21 protein-coding genes and 1 pseudogene are annotated in these 23,748 nt (G+C 34.5%); 20 read left to right on the plus strand and 2 right to left on the minus strand.

Going from position 1 to position 23,748, the window contains the following annotated elements; all coding sequences use genetic code 11:
* Positions 1-128: 128 nt before the first annotated feature.
* From fabZ to FJQ98_RS12730, 20 genes and pseudogenes are all read left to right on the plus strand, one after another.
* The gene (gene fabZ, locus FJQ98_RS12635) at positions 129-554 is read left to right on the plus strand and encodes a 3-hydroxyacyl-ACP dehydratase FabZ (protein WP_053592727.1); all 426 of its coding nucleotides are present in this window, start codon (positions 129-131) and stop codon (positions 552-554) included.
* Between the two features lie 1,133 nt (positions 555-1,687).
* The gene (locus FJQ98_RS12640; protein WP_053592726.1) at positions 1,688-2,332 is read left to right on the plus strand and encodes a hypothetical protein; all 645 of its coding nucleotides are present in this window, start codon (positions 1,688-1,690) and stop codon (positions 2,330-2,332) included.
* A 328-nt stretch (positions 2,333-2,660) separates the two neighbouring features.
* Complete coding sequence (locus tag FJQ98_RS12645) at positions 2,661-3,521, plus strand: hypothetical protein (RefSeq protein ID WP_053592725.1); 861 nt, start codon at positions 2,661-2,663, stop codon at positions 3,519-3,521.
* 438 nt (positions 3,522-3,959) lie between these two features.
* Positions 3,960-4,802, plus strand: a complete 843-nt coding sequence (gene xerA, locus FJQ98_RS12650) for a site-specific tyrosine recombinase/integron integrase (RefSeq protein WP_053592724.1) — start codon at positions 3,960-3,962, stop codon at positions 4,800-4,802.
* A gap of 599 nt (positions 4,803-5,401) precedes the next feature.
* Positions 5,402-5,899 (plus strand): RNA polymerase sigma factor, encoded by a 498-nt coding sequence (locus FJQ98_RS12655; RefSeq protein ID WP_053592723.1) that lies wholly within the window; start codon positions 5,402-5,404, stop codon positions 5,897-5,899.
* A complete protein-coding gene (locus FJQ98_RS12660; protein WP_053592722.1) occupies positions 5,886-7,004 on the plus strand; it encodes a hypothetical protein in 1,119 nt (372 codons plus the stop codon). Before FJQ98_RS12655 ends, FJQ98_RS12660 begins: the two co-directional genes overlap by 14 nt.
* Positions 7,005-7,644: 640 nt before the next feature.
* Positions 7,645-8,973 (plus strand): IS3 family transposase, encoded by a 1,329-nt coding sequence (locus FJQ98_RS12665; RefSeq protein WP_053592830.1) that lies wholly within the window; start codon positions 7,645-7,647, stop codon positions 8,971-8,973.
* 214 nt (positions 8,974-9,187) lie between these two features.
* Positions 9,188-9,948 (plus strand): annotated as a pseudogene (locus FJQ98_RS12670) (glycosyltransferase).
* Positions 9,949-10,184: 236 nt separating this feature from the next.
* Positions 10,185-10,880 (plus strand): VanR-ABDEGLN family response regulator transcription factor, encoded by a 696-nt coding sequence (gene vanR, locus FJQ98_RS12675; protein ID WP_053595518.1) that lies wholly within the window; start codon positions 10,185-10,187, stop codon positions 10,878-10,880.
* 25 nt (positions 10,881-10,905) lie between these two features.
* Positions 10,906-11,997, plus strand: a complete 1,092-nt coding sequence (locus FJQ98_RS12680) for a sensor histidine kinase (RefSeq protein WP_201406713.1) — start codon at positions 10,906-10,908, stop codon at positions 11,995-11,997.
* 88 nt (positions 11,998-12,085) lie between these two features.
* A complete protein-coding gene (locus FJQ98_RS12685; protein ID WP_053595520.1) occupies positions 12,086-13,012 on the plus strand; it encodes a D-alanyl-D-alanine carboxypeptidase family protein in 927 nt (308 codons plus the stop codon).
* A gap of 212 nt (positions 13,013-13,224) precedes the next feature.
* On the plus strand, positions 13,225-13,701 hold the full coding sequence (locus tag FJQ98_RS12690) for a hydroxymyristoyl-ACP dehydratase (RefSeq protein WP_241774592.1): 477 nt from the start codon (positions 13,225-13,227) through the stop codon (positions 13,699-13,701).
* 78 nt (positions 13,702-13,779) lie between these two features.
* The gene (locus FJQ98_RS12695; RefSeq protein ID WP_053595521.1) at positions 13,780-14,247 is read left to right on the plus strand and encodes a DinB family protein; all 468 of its coding nucleotides are present in this window, start codon (positions 13,780-13,782) and stop codon (positions 14,245-14,247) included.
* A 194-nt stretch (positions 14,248-14,441) separates the two neighbouring features.
* On the plus strand, positions 14,442-15,182 hold the full coding sequence (locus tag FJQ98_RS12700; RefSeq protein WP_053595522.1) for a polysaccharide deacetylase family protein: 741 nt from the start codon (positions 14,442-14,444) through the stop codon (positions 15,180-15,182).
* Positions 15,183-15,555: 373 nt separating this feature from the next.
* Entirely contained in the window at positions 15,556-16,332 is a 777-nt protein-coding gene (locus tag FJQ98_RS12705; protein ID WP_053595523.1) for a GNAT family N-acetyltransferase, read from the plus strand.
* 202 nt (positions 16,333-16,534) lie between these two features.
* Entirely contained in the window at positions 16,535-16,999 is a 465-nt protein-coding gene (locus tag FJQ98_RS12710) for a peptidoglycan recognition protein family protein (RefSeq protein ID WP_201406714.1), read from the plus strand.
* Positions 17,000-17,024: 25 nt separating this feature from the next.
* A complete protein-coding gene (locus FJQ98_RS12715; protein WP_201406726.1) occupies positions 17,025-17,273 on the plus strand; it encodes an SPOR domain-containing protein in 249 nt (82 codons plus the stop codon).
* 371 nt (positions 17,274-17,644) lie between these two features.
* Positions 17,645-19,147: a lmo1851 family serine protease gene (locus FJQ98_RS12720; RefSeq protein ID WP_053595525.1), complete on the plus strand. Its 1,503-nt coding sequence runs from the start codon at positions 17,645-17,647 to the stop codon at positions 19,145-19,147.
* Positions 19,148-19,229: 82 nt separating this feature from the next.
* Complete coding sequence (locus tag FJQ98_RS12725) at positions 19,230-20,132, plus strand: CobW family GTP-binding protein (protein ID WP_053595526.1); 903 nt, start codon at positions 19,230-19,232, stop codon at positions 20,130-20,132.
* Positions 20,133-20,524: 392 nt separating this feature from the next.
* Positions 20,525-21,244, plus strand: a complete 720-nt coding sequence (locus FJQ98_RS12730; RefSeq protein ID WP_053595527.1) for a CAP domain-containing protein — start codon at positions 20,525-20,527, stop codon at positions 21,242-21,244.
* Between the two features lie 509 nt (positions 21,245-21,753).
* On the opposite strand, the gene FJQ98_RS12735 is transcribed toward FJQ98_RS12730, so the two are convergent.
* Both FJQ98_RS12735 and FJQ98_RS12740 read right to left on the minus strand, forming a co-directional pair.
* A complete protein-coding gene (locus tag FJQ98_RS12735; RefSeq protein WP_053595528.1) occupies positions 21,754-23,004 on the minus strand; it encodes an MFS transporter in 1,251 nt (416 codons plus the stop codon).
* A 32-nt stretch (positions 23,005-23,036) separates the two neighbouring features.
* Positions 23,037-23,627, minus strand: a complete 591-nt coding sequence (locus tag FJQ98_RS12740) for an ArsR/SmtB family transcription factor (protein ID WP_053595529.1) — start codon at positions 23,625-23,627, stop codon at positions 23,037-23,039.
* Positions 23,628-23,748 lie beyond the last annotated feature (121 nt).

Consider the following 23,748-nt stretch of genomic DNA (forward strand, 5'->3'; position numbering starts at 1 on the left):
CTTAAAGAATATCAAGTCACATCTAAGGAGGTGTGACTTTTATTATGCAATCAAAAACGTCTAAAAATAGTACCAACTACTAATATTTAATGATAGAATTAGGTAATAAATTATTTGGAGGTTTTTTAATGCTAGATATTCAACAAATACAAGAAGTCATTAGACATCGTTACCCATTTCTTTTAGTGGATAGAGTATTGGAGTTAGAGGAAGGCAAGAGAGCGGTAGCCATTAAAAATGTAACAATAAACGAAGAATTTTTTAATGGGCATTTTCCTAATTATCCAGTAATGCCGGGTGTGCTAATTGTGGAAGCATTAGCACAAGTAAGTGCGATTATTATGCTCACAAAAGAAGGAAATCAAGGGAGACTTGGATTACTAGCAGGTATTGATAATTGTCGCTTTAAAAAACAAGTTAAACCTGGTGATCAACTGCGACTTGAAGTGGAAATTACACGCTTAAAGGGTGCCATTGGTAAGGGACGTGGAATAGCAACGGTTGATGGAAAAATAGCTTGTGAGGCAGAACTTATTTTTGCATTTGGAAGCTAAATCAATAGATTTAAGAGTACTGCAAAAAATCATTGCAGTACTTTTGTTCTGTATATAAAGGATTTTTAAAATAGTAGTTGAATCATACAATAAATGGAATACTTCGAAATGGAGGTGGTTACAGATTTGCCAAACGAGAAAGCCCATGCAGGGTGTAGCACGTCTTTAGACATGGGATGAAAGTGAGGTCAGACAAGAGGTACCTTAATTGTCTGAAAGGGTGTTATACTTCATGTATAGACAAGTAAAGTCTATAAAATACGCTCGTTCATTGAAAATTGGATATTGTATAAAGGTTCGATAGCCTAATTCATGCTATCGGTAAAACAATATGTGTCGTCATGAAAAAGACGCTAAAACACATCGAACGAAACCAACTATACGCTATGGTAACAGTAGTGTAGCCCTATCTGCTATATGCACTGGATAGGGAGGGGTAATGGGATACCCCAATCTTGAGAGCTGTTCAAAACAGAAATGGACTGCGAACGCTTAGTTACTCAGGAATCCCACTGACATTAGTCAGCTTGTCCCTTTAGGGGTGGGAGTCTCAAATGAACTATCCCTTCGCTCTTTATATAGCTACTTGTTTCATGCAATTTATCATCCTCACGAACATCAGATTATTAAATGGTCAATGGAAGGGAATTACGATGTGGCTATGTACAGGTATCTTTATTTTCTCAAGTGCGATTTTCATCTCAAGCAGATTAAATAAAGTGAAACGTTAATCCTTTGGGGTCTTCACCAATCGGGCTTTTACGGGCAGTTAATCTCTCAATTCGCTGAATTTTGAGGGGGGGCCTTGTGTAGCTTTGTAATAAAGATTGATTATTTATAATAAAGATCGATAATTTGTAATAAAGTTTGATTAAAATCATCTCTCCTCTGTAGATTTCTTAGAGGTTAGATGATTTTTTGTTGGATATTTATGTTAATGTAACTATAAAGATTGTGAAGAAATGTACTTAAACTAACGGCGCAGTTTAATTGAAGAAGGACAATAATTGCTTTACATAGAAGTAAATAAAATGTCTTAAAAATAATGGGGTGTATAAACGGTGGTTATTAATAGAAATCTAAAAAAAAGTGAATTTGATTTTTTGATATAAAAGTAGCAAAGGGGATATTAAATGGGAAGTAAAATAGAATTATACGAAAAAGAGTCTCAGGAATTCAAACCTTTTAAACACTTTATTTCACGCATTCAAGTAATGCGGAAAGAATCCAGCTATGGGGTTGAAGTTGCCTCAAAATGGACTGATATTTTAAACCAAACTCTTGTAGATGAAACTTACCCAGTGATACATCCAATTGGTCAGGAGACATTCTCGTTATATGCAGAGTTCACGACTGGGGTATTTGAGTATACCTTAGACATAGACGGGGCTACTACATTTATAAAAGAAAAAAACATTAAACCCATAAAGACTTCTCCATCGAATATAATCGAAGCTGTTGACCAAGGTAACATAAATAAAGACCCAAACCGAATAAAACCCAATCATAAAAATCCTGTAATGGTACTTCAGAGTCGATATTTAACCAACAACAAACCTTATTGTATCAATGGAAACCATCGTATATTTGAAGCATATAGAAATAATGATGAACAAATAGAAGTTTATGTTTTTAAAGATTTGGAGTTTGTTCCTTTCTTTTATGACGTTCTAAGTAAAGCAACATATTTTTTAGAAATTGATTACCATAATGTAGTTAATGATAAAAGATATTTATTGCATAACGAAAATGGTGCATTTGCAAATGAATTTAAGTAGATACGTTTCTTCAACTCCCATGAAAGAACGTAATAATCTTTCATTTTCTGTGGTGAAGTGCTGATTTTTGCGCTACTTGGATGGCTAACGGGTTCTTTACTTGAAGATCATTGAGTTGCATATGCGGCTATTTTTTTCTTATTGAATTAACGGGGCGGTTAGTTGAAGAGTGTTGTTTAACTTGTGTTCAACAAACGGGCCAGATTATGGAGTGACTTTATTAATTGTTTCGTAAGATTGTGAAGAAGTGTACTTATGCCAACGTGGCAGTTTAGTTGAATGGAAAATGTTATAATATTATTAAAATTTAGGAAATGGAGTTTGGGAAATGAAGAGTATTAAAAGATTGATTCAAGTCATCTTAGCAAGTACATCAATCCTAATTCTTAGTGGATGTTTCTCTAAAGATGATCTGAATCAACCAATACAAGAATATTTAAAAACAAACTATGGAATACAAGATGAGTTTTCTATTATTAAGACAACTAATAATTGGTTTGAAGGTATTGACCATCAAACTTATATAGAAATGAAAAAGCCGTATCGTGCTTATCCGTCCCTAATGATTGAAAGAGATACTTTGAAAATTTTAAAAGAGAAAAGTAGTGATATCTATTTCGAACAATTCAAGGGTGCATATATTGAGCAACATCCAGAAGTAGTTCAAGTAATGAGACAGATCATAAAAAATTATGGGTTAGTAAAATATCCTAATAAAACTGTCCCAGAAGAAAATGGTCCTATTCGTATATTTCCTTACGATAACATGGAGTTTAATATAAATGATTCTCAAGAGCTACTTGATAATTTTAAAAAGACTCAAAAGATTGATACTATTGATCTTTTACCTACATTAATACCAAGTGACCCCCGACGTGAAAATTATAATAGCAGGTATGTAGGTGTGGTGAATTTTCTATTTGAATTTGATATAAATAAAAATAAACATCCTATTCCAAAGGCAAAGGATCTAATTGAGGACTTTCAAAAGAGTGGAGTATTAACAAAAGGTATATACAACATAGATATATTAGTAGATGATTCAAATGCGGGATCGGAATATAATAATGTAGCTTTGTTTGAAGTCGATGAAAATGGTAAATATACCATAATTGCTACTCCTAAATATGATGATTTAAGGGACACTTACTTTTATGGTGATTACGCAGCTGAAAAAAATATAAAATAGAACTTTAGGTGAATTACTTAATTGGAATTGACCCAAAATACACGTGGTACTACTCCTATTAGTAATAAACTTCCTCATATTACTCATATCGAGAAAAGCTCGAGACAGGAAAGGCGCATGATATTGAATTATCACAAAGTCCAATCATACATTTAATTATATGGATTAAATAATTATTTCCCCCAAAAAACTATTGGAGATTTAAGGGGATAGAATGAATCTTCTTCAACTAATGATAAGTTAGTTAAAGAAGACATGTGCTTATTATCTTCCACAATCGGGCGCTTTTCTGGAAACAAGGAAAGTGCCTTTTTAGATTAATTAGAGTTCGAAACTATCAATATTTTTAGGTTGTTGAATATCCTCGTATGAAAAAGTCTTTCATTGAACATAATAGAATTTAGAATTAATAGATTTAAGTGGGAGAGTGAAAGACACATGTTATTATCCGAAGCATGGAAAAAGTATCAACAGGATAAAAAAATCGAGGGATATTCATCACTTACATTAAAAACATATTGTTTTCAATATAATCTATTATTGCGATTTTTTGGTGATATTGATATGAACGAATTTAATACAGATAAATTAAAAGAATATTTAATACGATCAGGAGACCACTTAAAGCCTTCTAGTTTAGGACATAGAATTCGGTGTGTTAAATCACTATTTAGATGGTCACATGAAGAGGGTTATATTCCAAAAAATCCTGCAGCTAAATTAAAAGAGCCGAAATTAGGTAAAAGGATTCCTAAGTTTCTCTCAGAATTAGAGATAGAGCATTTAAGGGAAGCTTGTCAAACAACGATGGAGAAGGCACTATTTGAGTTTATGTATTCAACCGGCTGCCGTATTGGTGAAGTTGTAAAATTAAATCGCGAAGATATCGATTTTCAAACGAATTCAGTTATTGTACATGGGAAAGGTGATAAAGAAAGGGAAGTGTACTTTAATACCCGCTGTTCAATTTGGTTAAAAAGGTATTTAGATGAACGAGAGGATAAGGAACCTTGTTTGTTTATTACGGATAGAAGGCCGAAAAGGCGGATGAGCATTGATAATTTAAGATATATTATCAAGCGCATATCAAATCGAGCTGGTATAAAAAAGAGTATACATCCGCATCAATTACGACACAGCTATGCAACGCATATGATTAATAACGGTGCTCCAATTGATGTCATTCAAAGTTTACTAGGTCATGAAAAGAGTGAGACTACAAAGATATACGCTCAGCTAAGCGGAAAGCTAAGACAGGATTTTTACAGTAAATACTTTTGAAATTAAATAAATTAAACTTTAATTTCAATTAAGACACTCATGTAGAAATTGGGTGTCTTTTTGTTATAGGGCCATTTAATTGAGGAACATTATTTATAGGTAGCGTCAGAAAAGATGCAGATTTACAACGATAAGAAATATACTATACATGTTTTTATGCAAATTAAAGAACAACCCCAGCAAGTATAAATGCTGTTGCATCAACTGTTTGTGCTATATAAATAATAGTCCTCAAAAAAAGGCACGAACGTTGATTAAACAACCTTCATGCCTTTTTGGTGTATTCCCAAATTTTTATTTGGAAATGTTATTTAGGTTTACTTTAAATTAAGTTTACACTGTAACACTTAATTAAGTAATCCCTTCTATAACCAATTATCCCCTAAGTTAACATTCTGAAGTTGGAATAATACATAGGCAGCTGTTGCATCATCTAAATGACTATAAGTAGCATCAAATACTGCTAAAACAGCAATCTTTTAAGTAAGCACTTAAAATGTAAATATAAAAAGGCTATTCTAAAAATATTTTCAGGAGATTGAACAATTTTTTAGGAAACGAGCGTCTAAGTAGTAGGATTGAAACGAGGTGAGTTGTCGTTGGAACAAATCGTAGAACAATATGGTGAATATTTATATCATCTTAATTATTTGTATATGAAGGATTTTCAGCTTGCAGAGGAAGTTACACAGGACGTACTAATGAAGTATCTATTACATAAAGACGATTTTAGAAATGATGCTTCATTGAAAACCTATTTAACTCGTATCGCTATTAATTGTTGTCATGATGAACTACGAAAACAAAAGAGAAAATCATTTATTTCAAAACTTTTACCACTAGGCAGAACTGAACCATCAGTGGAGCAAACGTATATATCAACTGAAGATTATTCAACTTTAAAGCAAATTGTCTTCGCATTACCACTTCATTATAGGGAAGTCATTATACTGTTTTATTATGAAGAATTTGATGTTTCTGAAATTGCAAGTTTATTAAATGTATCACAAAACACCGTTCGTACAAGGATTCGTCGAGCGAGAGAATTGTTGAAAACAAATCAGGAACTGGAGGCAATATTTTATGAAGGAATTTAAAGCCAAGCTAAAAGAAGAATTGCGACAAGATGCCCCATTTACAAACGACATAAAGCAACGCATATTGCAACCTAAACCAATAAAAAGAAAGTGTAACTGGCAGGTCGTCTCAGTATCTATTGCAGCTTGTTTCATTATTGGGTTAATGCTATTCGTTGAATTTTCTCAAAAGAATAACCTACAAACAGCTAGTCAGCAAAATGAGCTACTACCGATTGTCGATGATGTTTCCTCTTTAGATGTAATTGAACCGAAATATGCCCATCTACTTGGGGAACAATGGATGCTGCATTTTTTGCCAATGATTATCGATAAGGAAGCCACGATTACGTATGGAGATTATATTGCCTTTTATGGAACTGATGGGCTTGTAGTTTCAACTGTATTAGGATTAGGTAATGATAATGTAACAATGAATCAAGGGCAAATTTTAGTAGATAATACCGCATTAAAAGTTCATGGATTAAATGAGCAAATAAAAAATGAGGATATCAATGACCCATTTAATAATTCTTACTTATTTCATAATTGGGGAACAAAGCCAGAGCCATTCATTGACAAATCGATTTCTACGAAAGAAAAAGAATTTGTTGTTTATGAAAATGACGAAGGCCACACGATTATGAAAATTAATGAAGGGCAATTAGTAGGTAAGGTCGTAGGATTCCAAAATTTTGAGCTAACATTTGAATTGACTGAACAGGAGCAGCAAGTTTTTGATGCCTTTAAAACGGATTATAATGTTGAAAAGTTAAAAAATATGACACCACAAGCGATTACTAAAATGTTTTTATTGAGCGATATTGAAAAAGATTATGAAACATATGAAGCATTGTTTACAACAAATATTAACGAAGAAACAGAAAGTGTTCGAAGATATTATGAGAAAACGAAAATCGTACGTCAGGAGTTGTTTACAGAGGAAATAAATCGCCTTATTATTGCAAACCTCTTTGCTGGGTTAGAGAATGCAGAGTTTGAGCAACAAACAGATACAATCGGGGTTGTAAAATTTATTTCTATTGAAGGAACACAAACAGAGCTAGGTATGGAGAAAAATGCACAAGGAATTTGGCAGCCAGCCTTTAGTAGAGGAATCTATTAGCTTTTAAGAAAGGACATCAATTCACTCTTAAATGCTTGCATTGATGTCCTTCTGATTCTGTTTGGGCGCATCAAAAATCCTTTATGAAGTAAAAACCTTTCCAAAGCGTCATTTGGCAATTTTCATTCCCACGCTATTATAATCCCACCCCTTTACCAAAATCGTATTTGGGAAGTCTTTTGTGCTTAATGTTGTAAAGCATCATATATATGAGGACACCTTATACAACAATCGGGCGCTATTATTGAGTAACACAGTTAGAAAATGATCAATCTTTTTTATAAAATCCAATCTTAAATATACTAGAAAAGAAGCCATTTTGATCAATCTTTTTTCAAAATGGCTTCTTTTAATTTATTGTAAAATGTAGGATTGAGTGGTATTTTTGATTAAACTTTATTTTAAAGTAACACCTTGTACCTGACGCTTCGCTTTCGGTATAGATAAATTACTACCCGTTAATGCGGGATAAAAGAAGTTCTAATGAATAAAAATCCTAAATAAAATAAAACAAAAGAGTTGATAATCACAAAATCTAATATGGTACCTGTAGTTAGGACACTTGAAAAAGAGTGTGCTAACTGCGGGTATTTTTTATATACTAGACTTTCAAGATTAAAGGACGGAACTAGGGGCTACTATGAGTAAAATTATATTTTCACCAAAACAGATACTACAACTTCAAAAAAATCCAAACGTACAACAGGTTAGCGAACGTACGATTACCTATACAGATACATTTAAGAGTCAATTCATTGATGAATACTTCGCAGGGAAAACACCGAGACAAATTTTTAAGGAATATGGCTTTGATGAAGAGATAATTGGGATCAAACGTATTGAACAATCAGCCTTTCGTTGGCGTAAAGCGTATGAAAAGAACGGCTTAATTGGCTTAACGGATACACGAAAATCTGGATCAGGTAGACCAATTAAACGCGAATTAACAGCCGCAGAAGTCATTGAAAGACAAGCTGCACGCATTCAACTATTGGAGGGGCAAGTAGATTTACTAAAAAAGCTCGAAGCGACAGAAAGGGGGCTGCTAAACGACAGCCAAAAACTAAGCACAAATAAGGTCTTTCAACTCATTTCAGATACGCTCACTCAGTTTCCATTTGAACGGATGGTGACGTATTTTTGTAACCTCTTAAAGGTTTCTCGTTCAGGCTATTATAGCTATTTACAGGCGAGTGATGCGCGAGCCTTGAGAGAACAGAAGGATTTAAAGGCACGCGATTTGATTTTAAAAGCCTTTGATCGTCGTGGTTATAAGAAAGGCTCTCGTTCGATTAAAATGACACTCGAGCAGGATTTTCAATGTGTGATGAGCCGTAAAAAAATCCAGCGTATTATGCGCAAGTTCGGGATTGTCTGCCCGCATCGTAAACCGAATCCATATAAACAAATGGCGAAAGCAACGAAGGAACATCGTGTTGTGCCAAATAAATTAAATCGTGAATTTAAGCAAGGTATCCCTGGGAAAGTATTATTAACGGACATCAGCTATGTGCCATATAACGGAAAGTGTATGGCTTATTTGTCGACGATAAAAGATGCCTCGACGAACGAAATTTTAGCGTACCATGTCTCAGATCGAATCACGCTCGAAATCGCTACGGAAACGATTAAAAAATTGATCAGTAATAAGCGCGTTCAGCTTCATTCAGAGGCCTTTATCCATTCAGATCAAGGGGTTCACTATACAAGCCCACGCTATCAAACGCTCTTAAAAAAACATGGCTTAGGTCAATCGATGTCACGCCGAGGAAACTGTTGGGACAATGCGCCACAGGAATCGTTTTTCGGTCATTTTAAAGACGAAGTAGACTTTAGCTCCTTGAAGACACTTGAGGAACTAAAAGCCAAAATCAATCACTACATGGTCTATTACAATAATTATCGTTATCAATGGAATCTAAAAAGGATGGCTCCTGTACAATACAGAAACCATCTCTTAGCTGCTTAATCTCTTTTTTTAGTTTGTCCTTGACTTGGGTACCACATTAATCAGCTCTCTTTTTTTGTCCAGAAATTTAGAGGTTAACATATAGATAATGTGTGAGTTAATTCATTTTGTTGCAAAATAGACATAAAAATCCAAAAATAAAAAATTGAGTGAAACATTTGAACGTATACTTAAATTAGAATAACGAGAGCTAATTATTGAGAGGAGATTTTATATGTCGGAAAGCACACCATTTATAAAAGATGTTCCTGGTGAAGATGTGAAATTTTCTATTATCATACCTGCTCATAACGAAGAAAATTATATTGGTGGGTGTTTAGAGTCAATTGCAAAGTCTGCACAACCTTATAAAGATCAAGTAGAAGTGATAGTTGTGCTAAATCGTTGTGCGGATAAAACGAAAGAAATTGCACAGTCCTACAATTGTGTGACATTGGAAAATAGCGATAAAAATTTATCCAAAATTAGAAATGCTGGAGCTGCGTTAGCAAAAGGCGAGATTTTGATTACAATTGATGCTGATACTCGAATGACAGAACATATGCTAGCTGAGATTGAAAAGCATTTAGCTTCCAATCATGTCATTGGAGGAGGCGTGAACGGTAATTTTGAAAGAATGTCCTTAGGTATAATAGTTTCTACCATGCTGCTAATTGTTCCCTTACTGTTCAAGTATGGTTTTATCTCGGTAGGGATCTTTTGGTGCTATAAAAAGGACTTTCAGGCGATAAAAGGTTTTAACGAGAATATGCTGATGGCAGAAGATGCTGATTTTGCGAAGCGTTTAAAACAATGGGGCAAGAGAACAGTAAAAAATACGGAACGATAAAAAATGGAATGATTACTTCGTGCAGACGATTTGATCATTATGGAGACTGGATGTTACTGAAACGACCTGATATGATTTTAGCTTATTTAAAGGGTACCAATGAAGAGGCTGCTAATGAAGCCTACTATGATGATCAAGCAAGATAATGAAAGCTCAAATGGTTCGTATTTCACTTTGATAATCATTTAGACCACTTCGTTGCAAAAAACGAGTGGTTTTTTTTATGTGTAATTCTTTAGATTTTCTTAATTAATAAGACTTTTCATGACAGTAGTTTGGTGGAATGATATGATGGTGGATGCATTAGTAGAACCTCTGGAAATATTGTTAAATCAAGGTTTTTAATAAAGATGAAGCTATTTGAATAAAGGTGGTTATGAGTATGGATATAAATATTCTTGTAGTTGATGACGAAAAGGAAATTGCGGATTTAATTGAGCTTTATTTAAAAAATGAAAATTTTAATGTTTATAAATTTTATGATGCTCAGGAAGCGTTAGCGTGCATACATTCGATCAAATTGGATCTTGCTATTCTTGATGTGATGATGCCTGACATCGATGGTTTCGAAATTTGCCGAAGAATTCGCGAACAATATCATTTTCCGGTGATTATGTTAACAGCGAAGGAAGAAGAAATAGATAAAATTACGGGGCTTACACTTGGGGCTGATGACTACATAACTAAGCCATTTCGCCCATTGGAGGTTATTGCAAGGGTTAAGGCTCAAATTCGCAGATTTACAAAGTACAATCATCAGGAGACATTACAAAATGATCCGATTATTGATTTTTCGGGTTTGATTTTAGAGCAAAATACTCGGAGATGTATGTTAAATGAAAAACAACTGTCTCTAACACCTACAGAGTTCTCTATATTGTGGTTTTTATGTGTAAATCGAGGGCGTGTCGTTTCATCAGAAGAAGTATTTCAAGAAGTATGGGGGGAGAAATATTATAGCGGTAACAATACGGTAATGGTTCACATTAGGCATTTACGGGAAAAGATGTATGATTCCGCAGAGAACCCTAAATTTATAAAAACTGTCTGGGGAGTGGGATATACCATTGAAAAATGACTTTGGAAAATTAAAAAGGACAATAATGCTTCAAATTTTGCTGATTTTAGTAATAGCATTGTTGGTCGGCTATATCATAAGCTATGTGTTTATTGATGGTGTCTTACAAGCCCCATTCGCTGATTGGTTTATTCGATTTTGTGAAAACGTGCTACAGCTTGACTATTATTCGGCACAGAGAGCCTATGGAGTTTTATTTCAACAAAATAAGTCCCTTTGGTTATCGATAGGCTTAATTATTTTGCTTTTAGTAATTTTTTATTTTGCACTTTCTCGATTTACGAAGTATTTTAATCAAATTGCTATAGGTGTTAATATGCTTTCAGAGGAATCAAATCAGGAAATAACTCTTCCTTCTGAGTTAGATTTTATGGAGAAAAAACTAAATGATGTTAAAAATAAATTAGAAAAACGGGCAAGGGATGCACAGGAGGCTGAGCAGCGCAAAAGTGATTTAGTTGTTTACTTAGCCCATGATATTAAAACACCGCTGACATCTATGATTGGTTACTTGAGTCTGTTGGATGAGGCAAAGGACATGCCTGTAGACCAAAAAGAAAAGTATGTGAAGATTTCACTAGAAAAATCATATAGGCTAGAACAGTTGATTAATGAATTTTTTGAAATCAGTAGATTTAACTTACAGTCCATTATTTTAGATAAAGAATCCATTAATTTAAATTATATGTTAATGCAATTGGCAGATGAATTTTATCCCTTATTGGCCCCTAAAGGACAGCAAGCAATTGTGAATATCGAGGGAGAAATGAAGGTTTTTGCGGATGCCAATAAATTAGCGAGGGTATTTAATAATATTTTAAAAAATGCCATAGCCTATAGCGATGATAACAGTATAATTCATATTAGCGCACACCATCAAAATGATCAGACATTTATTTCTTTTACAAATAAGAAAAAAACAATTCCACCACAAAAATTAAAGACGATTTTTGAAAAGTTCTATCGTTTGGATTCTGCCAGATCGACCCAATCAGGTGGGGCGGGGCTTGGTCTTGCAATTGCCAATGAAATAGTTCATGCACATGGAGGAACGATATCAGCTTCAAGTAATGATGAAAAAACAGTTTTCACTGTTATGCTTCCAACACTTTCTTAAGAAATCTTAAGAATTCTATAATAGATTATTAAAAAAGAGCTCCTTCTTTTATGTTTCAATAGAGGCATAGAGAGAAGGAGTTGTTTTTATGTTTAAAAGAAAAAGATTTTATAGCCTAATATTACTGATTATTAGTTTTCTGGTGTACATGTTTGTAAAAGAATATCCATTTCAACATTCAAAGCTAGAAATATTTGATAATCCCCAGCTGGAAATGCCAAAGAAAAGTGATAAAAATCTTGATGTGAATTTACACAGCTCAAATGCTATATTAGTGAACTTAGATACCAATAAAATTTTACTGGACAAAGGTAGCGATGAAGTTATTTATCCTGCTTCTTTGACGAAGATCATGACGGTTCTAGTTGCAATTGAAAATATCCCGAATTTACAGGAAAAGATTTTGCTTCCTAAAAGTATATTTAAGGATTTGTATGAAGAGAATGCTTCTATGGCAGGCTTTCTTCCTAATGAGGAGGTAACAGCAGAGGATTTACTTTATGGTGCAATGCTGCCTTCTGGTGCGGATGCTTCTATTGGTTTAGCCGATTACATTGCTGGATCGGAGAGTAAATTTGTAAAGTTAATGAACGAAAAAGCTAAACAGCTAGGTATGAATAACACACATTTTATGAATGCAACAGGACTCCATCATCCTGATCATTATACGAGTGTGAAAGATATTTCGATACTTTTACAATATGCTTTAACCAATAACACCTTTCGGGATATCTATACGGCGGAAAGATACTCAATAAAGTCAACGAATCTTCATCCAGAGGGAATAACGGTGACGAGTCGAATGTTTAATAATTTGCATTCTATTGAAAAGACGAGAGGTGAAATAATTGGCGGCAAAACTGGCTACACAGAGCAAGCAGGCTTATGCTTAGCAAGTCTAGCGACAATTAAAGGCGAGGAGTATATTCTAGTAACAGTAGGTGCTAAGGGTGACCCACGAACAGAGCAGTTCAATATTACAGATGCATTAGCCGTGTATCAACAACTTTATTAACGATGTACTTAATTAAGTCTTTATGTATGCTCTCAGACAAATACTTACTTACAATAAAATTTTGTCGAAAATAACATACTACCTTTCCGCTCCTTCATATACTTATATTGTCTGAAAGAATTAAAAATGACTTTGTTTTGACTATAAACAAACTTTCTATTCATAATACGGTCATTAAATCAGGTAAACCAGTATGAGAGGATGAGGGGATTTTGAAACATCCCAGCACAAATATTTTAGAAAATAAAGAGGAATTATTTATACCTGAAAAAGCATTAGATAAAGATTTTTGTGATCGATTAGTGAAAAAAATTCATAAAAATATACTGAATGAAAATATAGCAAACGATGTTTATATGTCCTATTTTGTTATTTTTGATCAACAATATAAATTGAAAGAAATTCGATATTTATTAGATGTTTTGAAATTGCAAGCAGATGAAATTATTAGATCTAAACCAGTTTATATTACATTGAGTGGTGTGATATTATCATTGATTGTAATAATTGCTTCTGCCATTAATACTAAGCTGATGTTTGGGATCTCGTTTGTCCAAATAATTGCCCTAGCAGTTTTGAGTTTTACTGTAGCTGTATTGTGTATTTCCTATAAAATAGAAAAAGAATATAAAAAAATATATGAAGTCATTAAATTAATTGACTATTATTTAAGTTTTCACAAGAAGTAGCTGAATATGCCACATCCTTTTTGTCAGTTCTTAATCTGTCATAAAGTAACAAAATATCAACTTCTAGAGGTGGGAAATATGCAAAGTACTATTGATCGACTAAATTTTTGGATAAGCAAGGTTCCAGAGGAGTTTCATCAAATGTCTGATTCAGAGATATCAAAACGACCTGCGCCTCAAAAGTGGTCAAAAAAAGAGATATTAGGCCACTTATGCGACTCTGCCATTAATAATTTGGAAAGGTTCATTAAAATACAATACGATAAGCAGCCTTTTGTACTAACTTCTTATGATCAAGTACAGTGGGTAAAAATCCAAGGGTATCAAGAGTTACCTATTGATGAAGTATTAAATTTATGGGTGAGCTTAAATAAAAAAATTATAAATGTTATTAAAAATATCCCCAATGAAAGGCTAGCCCTTCAATGTGACGTAGGAAATAATCAAATAATGACTCTCCAATGGCTTATCCAAGACTACCTGGAACATACGGAACATCATTTGAAAAAACAAATTTTAATAAAAATTGAGCAGTTTTCTCAATAGCAGTAACATGAATCGCAATCGCAATCGCAATCAAAATCAATTAGACAACCTTTAACTACGATATGTAATTTTTGGATGATTTACTTCTATTCAGTTTCAAAGAATACACTGCAACAAAAAATCAAAAAAGAGCATTTTTTTTATCATTCCTCAAATAATAAGGTACTAAATATTTTATTTGAGGAAGTGGAAATTTGAAAAAATTCCTGTTTTTATTACCTATTTGCCTTTTAACTATCTCCTTTTTTTATGTAAAAGCCGACGCAGAAAGATATGAAAATAAAGGAAGAAAGTTTTATGAAGAAGCAGGACAAATTGTATGGGAAATCAATACGGATGAAAAAATTATTGCTCTTACCTTTGATGATGGGCCACATCGCAAGTACACATCTCAGATTTTAGATTTATTAGCCAAATACAATGCAAAAGCAACTTTCTTTATTGTTGGTCAAAATGCACAAAAAAATCCCGAGGTCATATCAAGAATGTATACGGAAGGTCATGAGCTAGCCAATCATACATTTACTCATCCCTTAAGGACGAATGTCTCGAACTTACTTAATGAGATAAAGCAAACGAATGAAACCATTCATAACATAACCGGCTTTACTCCTACTTTATTCCGGCCTGTTGAAGGGCAGTATTCGGATGCAATGATTGAAGCGATTGCTAAAGAAGGATATAAAGTTGTTATGTGGTCATGGCATCTAGATACTTTAGACTGGAAAAGTCCAGGTGCGAATAGAATTGTGGAAACTGTGTTAAAAGGTGTTAAAGAAGGCAATATCGTTCTTTTTCATGATGGAGGCGGAAATCGCCAGCAGACTGTCAAAGCAATGGAAAAAATATTACCCGAACTTGAAAAGCAAGGATATCGTTTTGTCACGGTTTCTGAATTACTCGACGTGCAGAGTAAAAAAGGCAAAAAGAAATAAGTATCCGTAATGCTTGAACTACAACTAAATGTGCTGTAATTCAGAATTTTCAATAATAAATTTGTTAAAAATAATTAAATTATTTTCTTGTGGAAATCAGGCTAAAATGTAAATAGCCTGATTTTTCATTTTCTAAGAATGACTCATCCATAATAAGGATTAAATACAGAAAGATTATTTTATTAGAACATATGCCATGAATATTTGTTGATTGGAGTGGAGGATGGGCGACTCCTTGGGATAGCGTCACAGATGAGACCCTGGGGCGAAGCGGCCTCAGGAAAGCGCCCAGCCGGAACGGAAGTCAACCACACGTTATGTTTATAATTCAGAAAAGGTATAATTACCATAATAAATAGGGGGGGGATTGCCATTGTCTAAGGTTGAAATGGTTGAATTAAATAATGAACTTTTAGAGGGTGTTGGGAGCTATTGTCTTAGAAGTAAGAAGAAATCAACTGGCTATATAAATAAGAATAGATGGCTGAATAATAGATTTGAAGAAGGCTTGAAATATGTGCAACTTCTTGATAATAAAAAACAAGCAGGGTTTATTGAATATACAGATGCAGAATATTCTTCAAGAGTTGTTCATGCTGATGGTTATTTAGTGATTCATTGTTTGTGGGTAAGTGAAGTTGGAAAAGGTTACGGTACTCGATTAATCAATAAATGTTTAGAAGATGCAAAAAAGCTAAGCAAAAAGGGTGTTGTCGTTATTACGAATTCAAAAACATCTTGGACGCCGAGTAAAGAGATTTTTTTGAAAAACGATTTTCAACTTATTGATACGGCGCCATATGATTTTGAATTACTTGTCTATCCATTGAGCAACGAAGCCGAACAACCATATTTTCCAAATGATTGGGAAGCGCGATTAAAAAAATTTAATGACTTAACTATTCTGCGTTCATTTCAATGTCCATACGTAGAAATTGCAACTGAAAACATTATGGCTGGTGCAAATAAATTGAATATACCCGTTGAACTTATTGATTTCAAAAATAGAGAAGAGTTGATGGGATTTTCGCCAACCCCGTACGGTATTTTTTCTGTCATCTTTAAGGGGCAGCTTATTACTTTTCATAGGCTAACAGTCCATTCGGTTGTCAAAAAATTAAGAGAACTTACTAAAAACAGCTTAATGTAAATACTAATACTAGTAAATTCTGGGTGAAAATAGTGTGGTTATTAATGCTTATAAAAACACAGTAGAAGTTACAAAAAGGTGCATAATATAGAATGGAATCCATTTCTATCTTTGAACTACGAGCGATAAGATAGTTTGATTCTTTCCAAAACAATTTCAATAATCCGGATTAAATAAAACAAAAGGAAGGGAGGGAAAACCTTTGGTAACAATCCGCCAAAAATTAGTAACAGCTTCACAAGCAGTCAAAATTACAAATGGTAAAAATAATGCAAAAAAATATATTGTCGTTCATGAAACAGATAATACAAACATCGGAGCCGATGCTGATGCCCATGCTCGTCTACAGGTAAATGGTAATAGCAGGCAAGCTAGCTGGCATTGGCAAGTGGATGATAAGGAAGCAGTACAATCATTTGAACATTATTGGGAATGCTGGGGAGCAGGGACTTATATCGGTAATAAACAAGGAATTCAAGTGGAGATTTGTGTAAATAGCGATGGAAATTATTTAAAAGCTGTGCAAAATGCTGCGAGTCTTATCGCAAAAATTATTAAAGACGAAAATATAGCGTTACAAAATATTGTTCAACACAATTATTTTAGTGGGAAAAATTGCCCCCGTAATATTCGTGCTGGCAAAAGTACCTTGGACGCAATTTATTAATATGGTAAAAAAATGCTAAAAAAATATACAAAACCCGCCAGTAGATACGAAAAAATATCGAATTTTAACTGGGACGTATAGTACCCTTAAAGCGGCAGAAAGTGCAACAAAGGTGATGAAAACAACATTTGGCTGGCTTGTTCACATTGAGCAAGACGGCAAAAATTATCGTATTAAAACAGGAACTTTTACAGGGATTAACGCAGCGAAAAATGCAGAAATTAAAATTAAAAATGCGAAATTGGCGCAAGTTACGTATATTAAAGATGCCTAAGAGAACAATGAATTTCTATAATTTCATGAGTATTTTAGTTGACTGCTTCTAAGAAACGGGTAAAATAGAAAAGCAGTACCATTATATACCTATAACTTAGCAGATAACAGAGGTGCCTCAGAAAGTGCTTCTGATGCACCTTTACCACTAGTGAAATCTAAGCAATAACTCCTACATAGAATAAAATGGCTTAACAATATAGCGATTAAGGTGAAAAGTTGCTTTAAAATGCTAGATTTTATGAAGAGTGTTGTAGGACAAGATCTGTCGTGAAATTTTGTCAGTCTTTTTCTTTTCGTCTTCTCTATAACCTGTTAAGATGGTAGTAGTGTGACAACAAGTTAGTGTATATGAGAGTGGTGACAATCAAGATGGATGAACAGAAAAAAGATGGTATAGAACAGCAGCAAGAACAAACAGTAGCTGAAGTAAAACCAGCAGGACAATTTATACGAATGAAACCGTTTAAATTTATTATGCTGATGTTCTTTACAATCCTCATTACTGCAGGCTTAACGATATTTGCGTTAACATTCGGTGAAAAGAAAGTAGTTGAAGTAAAAGTACCGATTGAACGTGCAGAGTTTACAAAATTATACGAAGCCTTTGATTTACTTAAAAACAACTATTACAAAGATATCGATGATGCAAAAGTGGTCGATGGCGCTATTAACGGCATGTTCGACGCATTAGATGATCCGTATTCTGATTTTATGGTGAAGGAAGAAGCAGACCAATTTAATTCTGGATTGTCTTCTAGCTTCCAAGGAATTGGTGCGGAAATTCAAGAGCGTAATGGCTTTATTACAGTTGTGTCACCTATAAAAAATTCTCCTGCTGAAAAGGCTGGATTACTTCCGAAAGATATTATATTAACGGTTGATGAGAAAAGCATTCAAGGATTCAGTGCTTCTGAAGCGGTAGCACTAATTCGTGGTGAAAAAGGTACACCTGTGAAATTAACCGTGAAACGTGGCGAAAATACTGAGCCTATTAAAATGACGATTATTCGTGATGAAATTCCGGTTGAAACGGTCTACGGTGAAATGCTTGATGGCAATATTGCCCATATCCAAATTACCTCTTTCAGCGAACAAACTGCTCAAGAGCTAGAAAAAATTCTTGCAGATTATGAAGGTAAAGGTATGAAAGGTATCGTATTAGATTTACGCCAAAATCCTGGTGGCTACCTAGATGCTGCAATAGAAATTTCGAATTTATTCGTTCCTGATGGCAAACCGATTGTACAAGTTCAACAAAAAGACGAAGAACCGAAGATTACAAATGCTATTGCTGGTAAAAAATATAATTTACCTGTAACAGTTCTTGTCGATAGTGGCAGTGCTTCTGCATCTGAAATATTAGCCGGTGCATTAAAAGAATCTGTCGGTGCTAAAATTGTTGGAGAAACATCTTTCGGTAAAGGTACAGTGCAAAATGTTGCACCATTAAAAGATGGCTCTAACCTTAAATTCACAACAGGTAAATGGCTAACGCCAAATGGTAACTGGATTAATGAAAAGGGCATTGCTCCTGATGTGAAAGTGGAATACCCTTCTTATGCATCATTACCATACTTGGATCCATCTATGGAGATGAAAGCGGGCGTGCAGTCTAACTCTGTAAAAGCGGCTCAAGAAATGCTAGAAGTTCTAGGATACGAGCCTGGTGAAGCAGACGGTATTTTTGAACAATATACAGAACGTGCAGTGAAAAAACTGCAAGCTGCAAGTGATCTTGAAGAAACTGGTATTTTAACTGGCGATACAACGTATGCTTTAATGGATGCATTACGTGCAAAAATAAAAGCAGAAGATCCTCAATTGTTAAAAGCAAAAGAACTACTTACTGGTACGCCAGCAAAAACTGAGTAAACTACAAACAAACAAAGTAGCTGTCGCAGCAGGCGTCTCTAACGGCCTTTTGCGACAGCTTTTTTCATGGGAGGCAACGATTGTGAAGGACGTATACTTATTTAGTGGCTTTTTAGGTAGCGGAAAAACATCCATGCTAACAGATGTTATTCGACAACTAAAGGAAAAGAATTTAAAGCCAGCTGTCATTATGAATGAGCTTGGAAAGCTACCATTTGACTCACAGGCTGTGGAAAAGGATATACCGCTAAAGGAGATGCTAGAGGGCTGTATTTGCTGTTCAGGCGCTGAAAAAACAGAGGCGCAAATCCAATCTCTTCTATTAGATAGTGATTTTGATGTGCTAATTATTGAAACAACAGGTGCTGCACATCCTGTTGAAGCATTAGATGCTGTTTATTCACCGTTATTTGCGGAAAAGTTAAATGTCAAAGGAATTGTCACGGTTGCTGACTCAAAGCTTTGGCTGAATCGTGAGGCATTAACCCCGCAAGTGCGCTCCTTATTTATGGAACAAATCCGTCACGCACATTTATTACTGGCCAATAAAACGGATTTGCTAACGGAGGCAGAGCAAGCTCAAGTTGTCTATGAGCTACAAGGCTTTAATCCTCATGCCTTTATTTTGCAAACAACAAATGGCCGAGTACCATTACGTTTATTAGAAGATTTAAAGGCAACAGCACAGGTAGATAAACAAAATATTGTGAAAACCCCTATAGCATCGATGCATCTGGGCTCGCGATTAGTTGAATTTAAGGACGTTGATTTTACGCAAGAGCAATTCGAGGATTGGGTACGTACATTACCTGAAACCGTATATCGAATGAAAGGCTACGTGCCAATTGAAGGTGTAAAAAACCCTCTGTTATTTCAATATGCTTATGGCATGGTCCAATGGCTTCCAGAGTACGTAAAAATGCCTGCAAAACTCGTTATCATTGGTGAGGATGTAGGTAGCTTACACGTTATAGGTCTTGAGTAAAGATTTGCTAGGCTGGTCATAGACATTTTAAATCTGCCGATTTCTACTATTAAGGCGAAAATTCTGTTCTTTTCGTCTTACTTTTAGTAGAAATCATGGCAGATTTTTTTATGTGGATTAGTAGAATGAACGATGCGACTTTAGATGTTTTAAGATTTCATTGCTATGATAATCTATTTGAATATTAAAGATATTTAATAGTTTTTTAGGGATGTCAACCCTATTTAAAACGTAAGTATTTCATAGGCTGGCGAAACTTGCTAAAAAATATTGTAAAAAAACCTCTATTTGACGCGAATCGATTTCTCTGATGGTGTTGTTAGCAGATGCTGGTAAGAAATTTAATAAATTCGTCCTTTACGATTGGTTGCAGAGAAGGAGGAATTGCAAAAATGAAAAAAACACTAACTGCAATTTGTGCAACATTTCTATTAGCAGCTCCCATTCAAATGGCTTCCGCTGCATCTAATACTTCAGAGGGGAATTCAGTAAAGCAGACAACAGACTGTAATAATGTTTATTATTATAAATGGTCAGATAAATGGTCAAATCATAAATGGCATGTAAATTTACCACAAACACAAGCACCATCAAAAGAAACACAAATACCAGAAAATAATCAAACACCAAATAACAATACGCAAGCAACAAATAATAATAATACACAAACAACTCAAAAAGATAATACAGCAACTGCACCATCTCAATCTACACCATCAACAACTACTTCAGATGTGAATGCATTCGAACAAGAGGTAGTAAAATTAACAAATGCTGAACGTACAAAAGCTGGTTTAGCACCATTTAAAACAGATGATCAATTGATGGCAGCTGCACGTGAAAAATCACAAGATATGCAATCTAAAAACTATTTTTCACATACAAGCCCAACATTCGGTTCACCATTTGATCGTATGAAAGCTTTAGGTATTAGTTATAAGAGTGCAGGTGAAAACATTGCACAAGGTCAACGAACACCTCAAGAAGTAGTACAAGGTTGGATGAATTCACCAGGTCACCGTGCGAATATCTTAAATGAGAAATTTACGCATATTGGTGTTGGCTATGTGAAATCAGGTAACTACTGGACACAACAATTTATCCAAAAATAATAGTATAAATTAAATAGCTTCATTGAATAAAAGGATGTCCACTAAGTCGTAAAAGGCTTAGTGGACATCTTTTTTTTATACTATGTAGTAGGAAATTAAGGTGAGGTGTCATATTAAATAAAGTATGGGACTTCAGCAAAACGAGGGGTGGGTTTCCGTTCCAACTGGGCGTGACGCTTCGCTTTCGCGCAGATAAAATATTGTTGCTGTCGCTACGCTTTCGCACAGAGCAAAAATTCCTGGGGGCGTCTGATGAGCCTCTTCACTCGCATGGTTCGCTCCAGGGTCTCATCTGTGACGCTGTGATCCCCGAGGAGTCGCCGAGTCTCCATCCCAATCAACCACTTCATTTAACATGAACCCTCTGGCATGTTACAACTAATTTATAGTGATTAAAGCAAGGCGTAGGAATTGGCTCGACGCTCACTCATAGGAAAGCGAGTAGTTCGGAGCCGAAATTACCCTTATTTAAAATTCCACAACATACATAAAATTTTCTTGACCATATTTTAATCAACGTCTTTAATAACGTTTGACTTAAATATATACAACAAAGATATACACATAATTAGACATCCGCAATACAACATTATATTGGATATAGTTAAATTCATAACAAGGGCCATAGAAACAAAAGCATATGAGACTGGGACAAGTCCGTTCGAAAATGCGTTGACTAGACTCATCACTCTGCCTATTTTATCTTCCTGGCTCTTTTCTTGAATGATTGAAATAAGTGATACATTGATGACAGAGGAAAGTATCCCCATGATTGATAATAAAAAAATACCCTGCCAAAGCAAATTAATGAACCCGAGCAATGATAAACAAATTCCAAGTACATTTATAATTATTAAGATGGACAACCCTCTTTTTTTTCTGAAATTAACTATTCCTACTGTTAACGCCCCTGCAAGCATTCCGCCCTGATAGGAACTCTGTAAAAAACTTAAATGCAATGCTTCACCATTAATTACATTAGTAACAATAAGAGGAATTCCCATTTGAAGGGGACCAAAAAAGAAAAAATTAATAATTATTAGAATGATGAGCATGTTTTTTAGAAATGACATATTCCAAACATACTTTAGCCCATCTAATAGTTCGTCTTTAGTAGAATTATTATTTGGGGGAACATTTCTTTTTTGCTCTCCAATACAAAATGAAAATAGGAAGGTCGTGAACAAGAAAGCCGCAATTATTGAAAACAAAAGACTAAACGATCCTTTAGATAGAATCCATCCGCCTATCATGGGTCCAGAAAACATTGCAATTTGATTCGAGCTTTGTATAAACGAATTTGCTTTTGTTATTGAAGCGTTCGAAACTAACGATGGTAGCAGTGATGTATTGGCTGGAGAAAAGAAGGCATCCACAATTCCAAATAATATGGCAAAACCAATAAGCGACCAAATCTCAAGTATGCTCATTTGAAGGAAGAGAATCATAACAACAACTATAACGCATCGGATAAAGCTTGAAATAAGCATGATTCGTGACCTTCTAAACCGGTCCGCCAACACTCCGCCAACAGTCATAAAGAGAACGCGAAAAATCATCGTCATCATCATAACTATTCCTAATGCTGATTCCATTTTTAACACGGTAATAATATACCATTGTTCAGCAAATAAATAGGTTGATAAAGCTACAAAAGAGGTTGTACTTGATAGCCATAAAAATACAAAAGCACGATTTTTTAATAGAGATGAAGAATCTTTTTCCTCTGTGGGTGACCAAGGTACTTCCTGATTACTCAATCCAATCCCTCCATGACAAAAATGACTCCACATTAATTCTTTTTCGTAAAAATAGGCTCTTCAATTTGAAACGCAGTCGTCATTACATAATAATGTTGCTTTTCTTCTTCAGTGTAATCGCTAGTTAATTCTTCTAGAAGAGTTCTATATTTTTGAGTGAATTCCAGAAATTTTTTTTGGCTAACCGTAAATTCTGTTTGGAGTGAAAGATTGTTCCATTCCTCTACATTTGAAGAATGTAAATTGAATGTTTCATCAGGTGCGGCTAACACTCGCGTTTTAGCACGACTTAATACCTCTAAGAATGATTGTCTAGTAGCTTCTTTAGATTCAACATAATTAAGCAAATGATCTGCAGGGATAAACCCTCTTGCTATAGCTTGATAATACTTTAATAAATTGCCTCCTCGTTCTTCAGTTCTTACTAGCTTAATGATTCCGTATTTCTCCAATTCTCGTATATGATATAGAATCTTGGCTCTGGATAGGTTAAGTTCATTAGCTAGCATGTGTACTGTATAGGGCTCTTCGACTAAATACATTAGCATCTTTGTTCTAAGTGGATCACTTATAGCTTTTAATTGTTCATAAGTTTCAATAATTGAAATAGATTTTTGCTTCATACGATAACCACCTTTTTAACCGGTTAATAAATCTTAACTGTATTATAAGCTGTAAAAAAACACCTGTAAATCATTTTTGTGATAATTTTACTTTTTCGGAGTTTAGGGATGGGCTTAGATG

The sequence above is a fragment of the Lysinibacillus agricola genome (assembly GCF_016638705.1).
Taxonomy (GTDB): Bacteria; Bacillota; Bacilli; order Bacillales_A; family Planococcaceae; genus Lysinibacillus; species Lysinibacillus agricola.

Coding starts and splice junctions, on each gene's coding strand:
- fabZ (WP_053592727.1), top strand. CDS start 129: ATGCTAGATATTCAACAAATACAAGAAGTCATTAGACATCGTTACCCA.
- FJQ98_RS12640 (WP_053592726.1), top strand. CDS start 1,688: ATGGGAAGTAAAATAGAATTATACGAAAAAGAGTCTCAGGAATTCAAA.
- FJQ98_RS12645 (WP_053592725.1), top strand. CDS start 2,661: ATGAAGAGTATTAAAAGATTGATTCAAGTCATCTTAGCAAGTACATCA.
- xerA (WP_053592724.1), top strand. CDS start 3,960: ATGTTATTATCCGAAGCATGGAAAAAGTATCAACAGGATAAAAAAATC.
- FJQ98_RS12660 (WP_053592722.1), top strand. CDS start 5,886: ATGAAGGAATTTAAAGCCAAGCTAAAAGAAGAATTGCGACAAGATGCC.
- FJQ98_RS12665 (WP_053592830.1), top strand. CDS start 7,645: ATGAGTAAAATTATATTTTCACCAAAACAGATACTACAACTTCAAAAA.
- vanR (WP_053595518.1), top strand. CDS start 10,185: ATGGATATAAATATTCTTGTAGTTGATGACGAAAAGGAAATTGCGGAT.
- FJQ98_RS12680 (WP_201406713.1), top strand. CDS start 10,906: ATGCTTCAAATTTTGCTGATTTTAGTAATAGCATTGTTGGTCGGCTAT.
- FJQ98_RS12685 (WP_053595520.1), top strand. CDS start 12,086: ATGTTTAAAAGAAAAAGATTTTATAGCCTAATATTACTGATTATTAGT.
- FJQ98_RS12695 (WP_053595521.1), top strand. CDS start 13,780: ATGCAAAGTACTATTGATCGACTAAATTTTTGGATAAGCAAGGTTCCA.
- FJQ98_RS12720 (WP_053595525.1), top strand. CDS start 17,645: ATGGATGAACAGAAAAAAGATGGTATAGAACAGCAGCAAGAACAAACA.
- FJQ98_RS12730 (WP_053595527.1), top strand. CDS start 20,525: ATGAAAAAAACACTAACTGCAATTTGTGCAACATTTCTATTAGCAGCT.
- FJQ98_RS12740 (WP_053595529.1), bottom strand. CDS start 23,627: ATGAAGCAAAAATCTATTTCAATTATTGAAACTTATGAACAATTAAAA.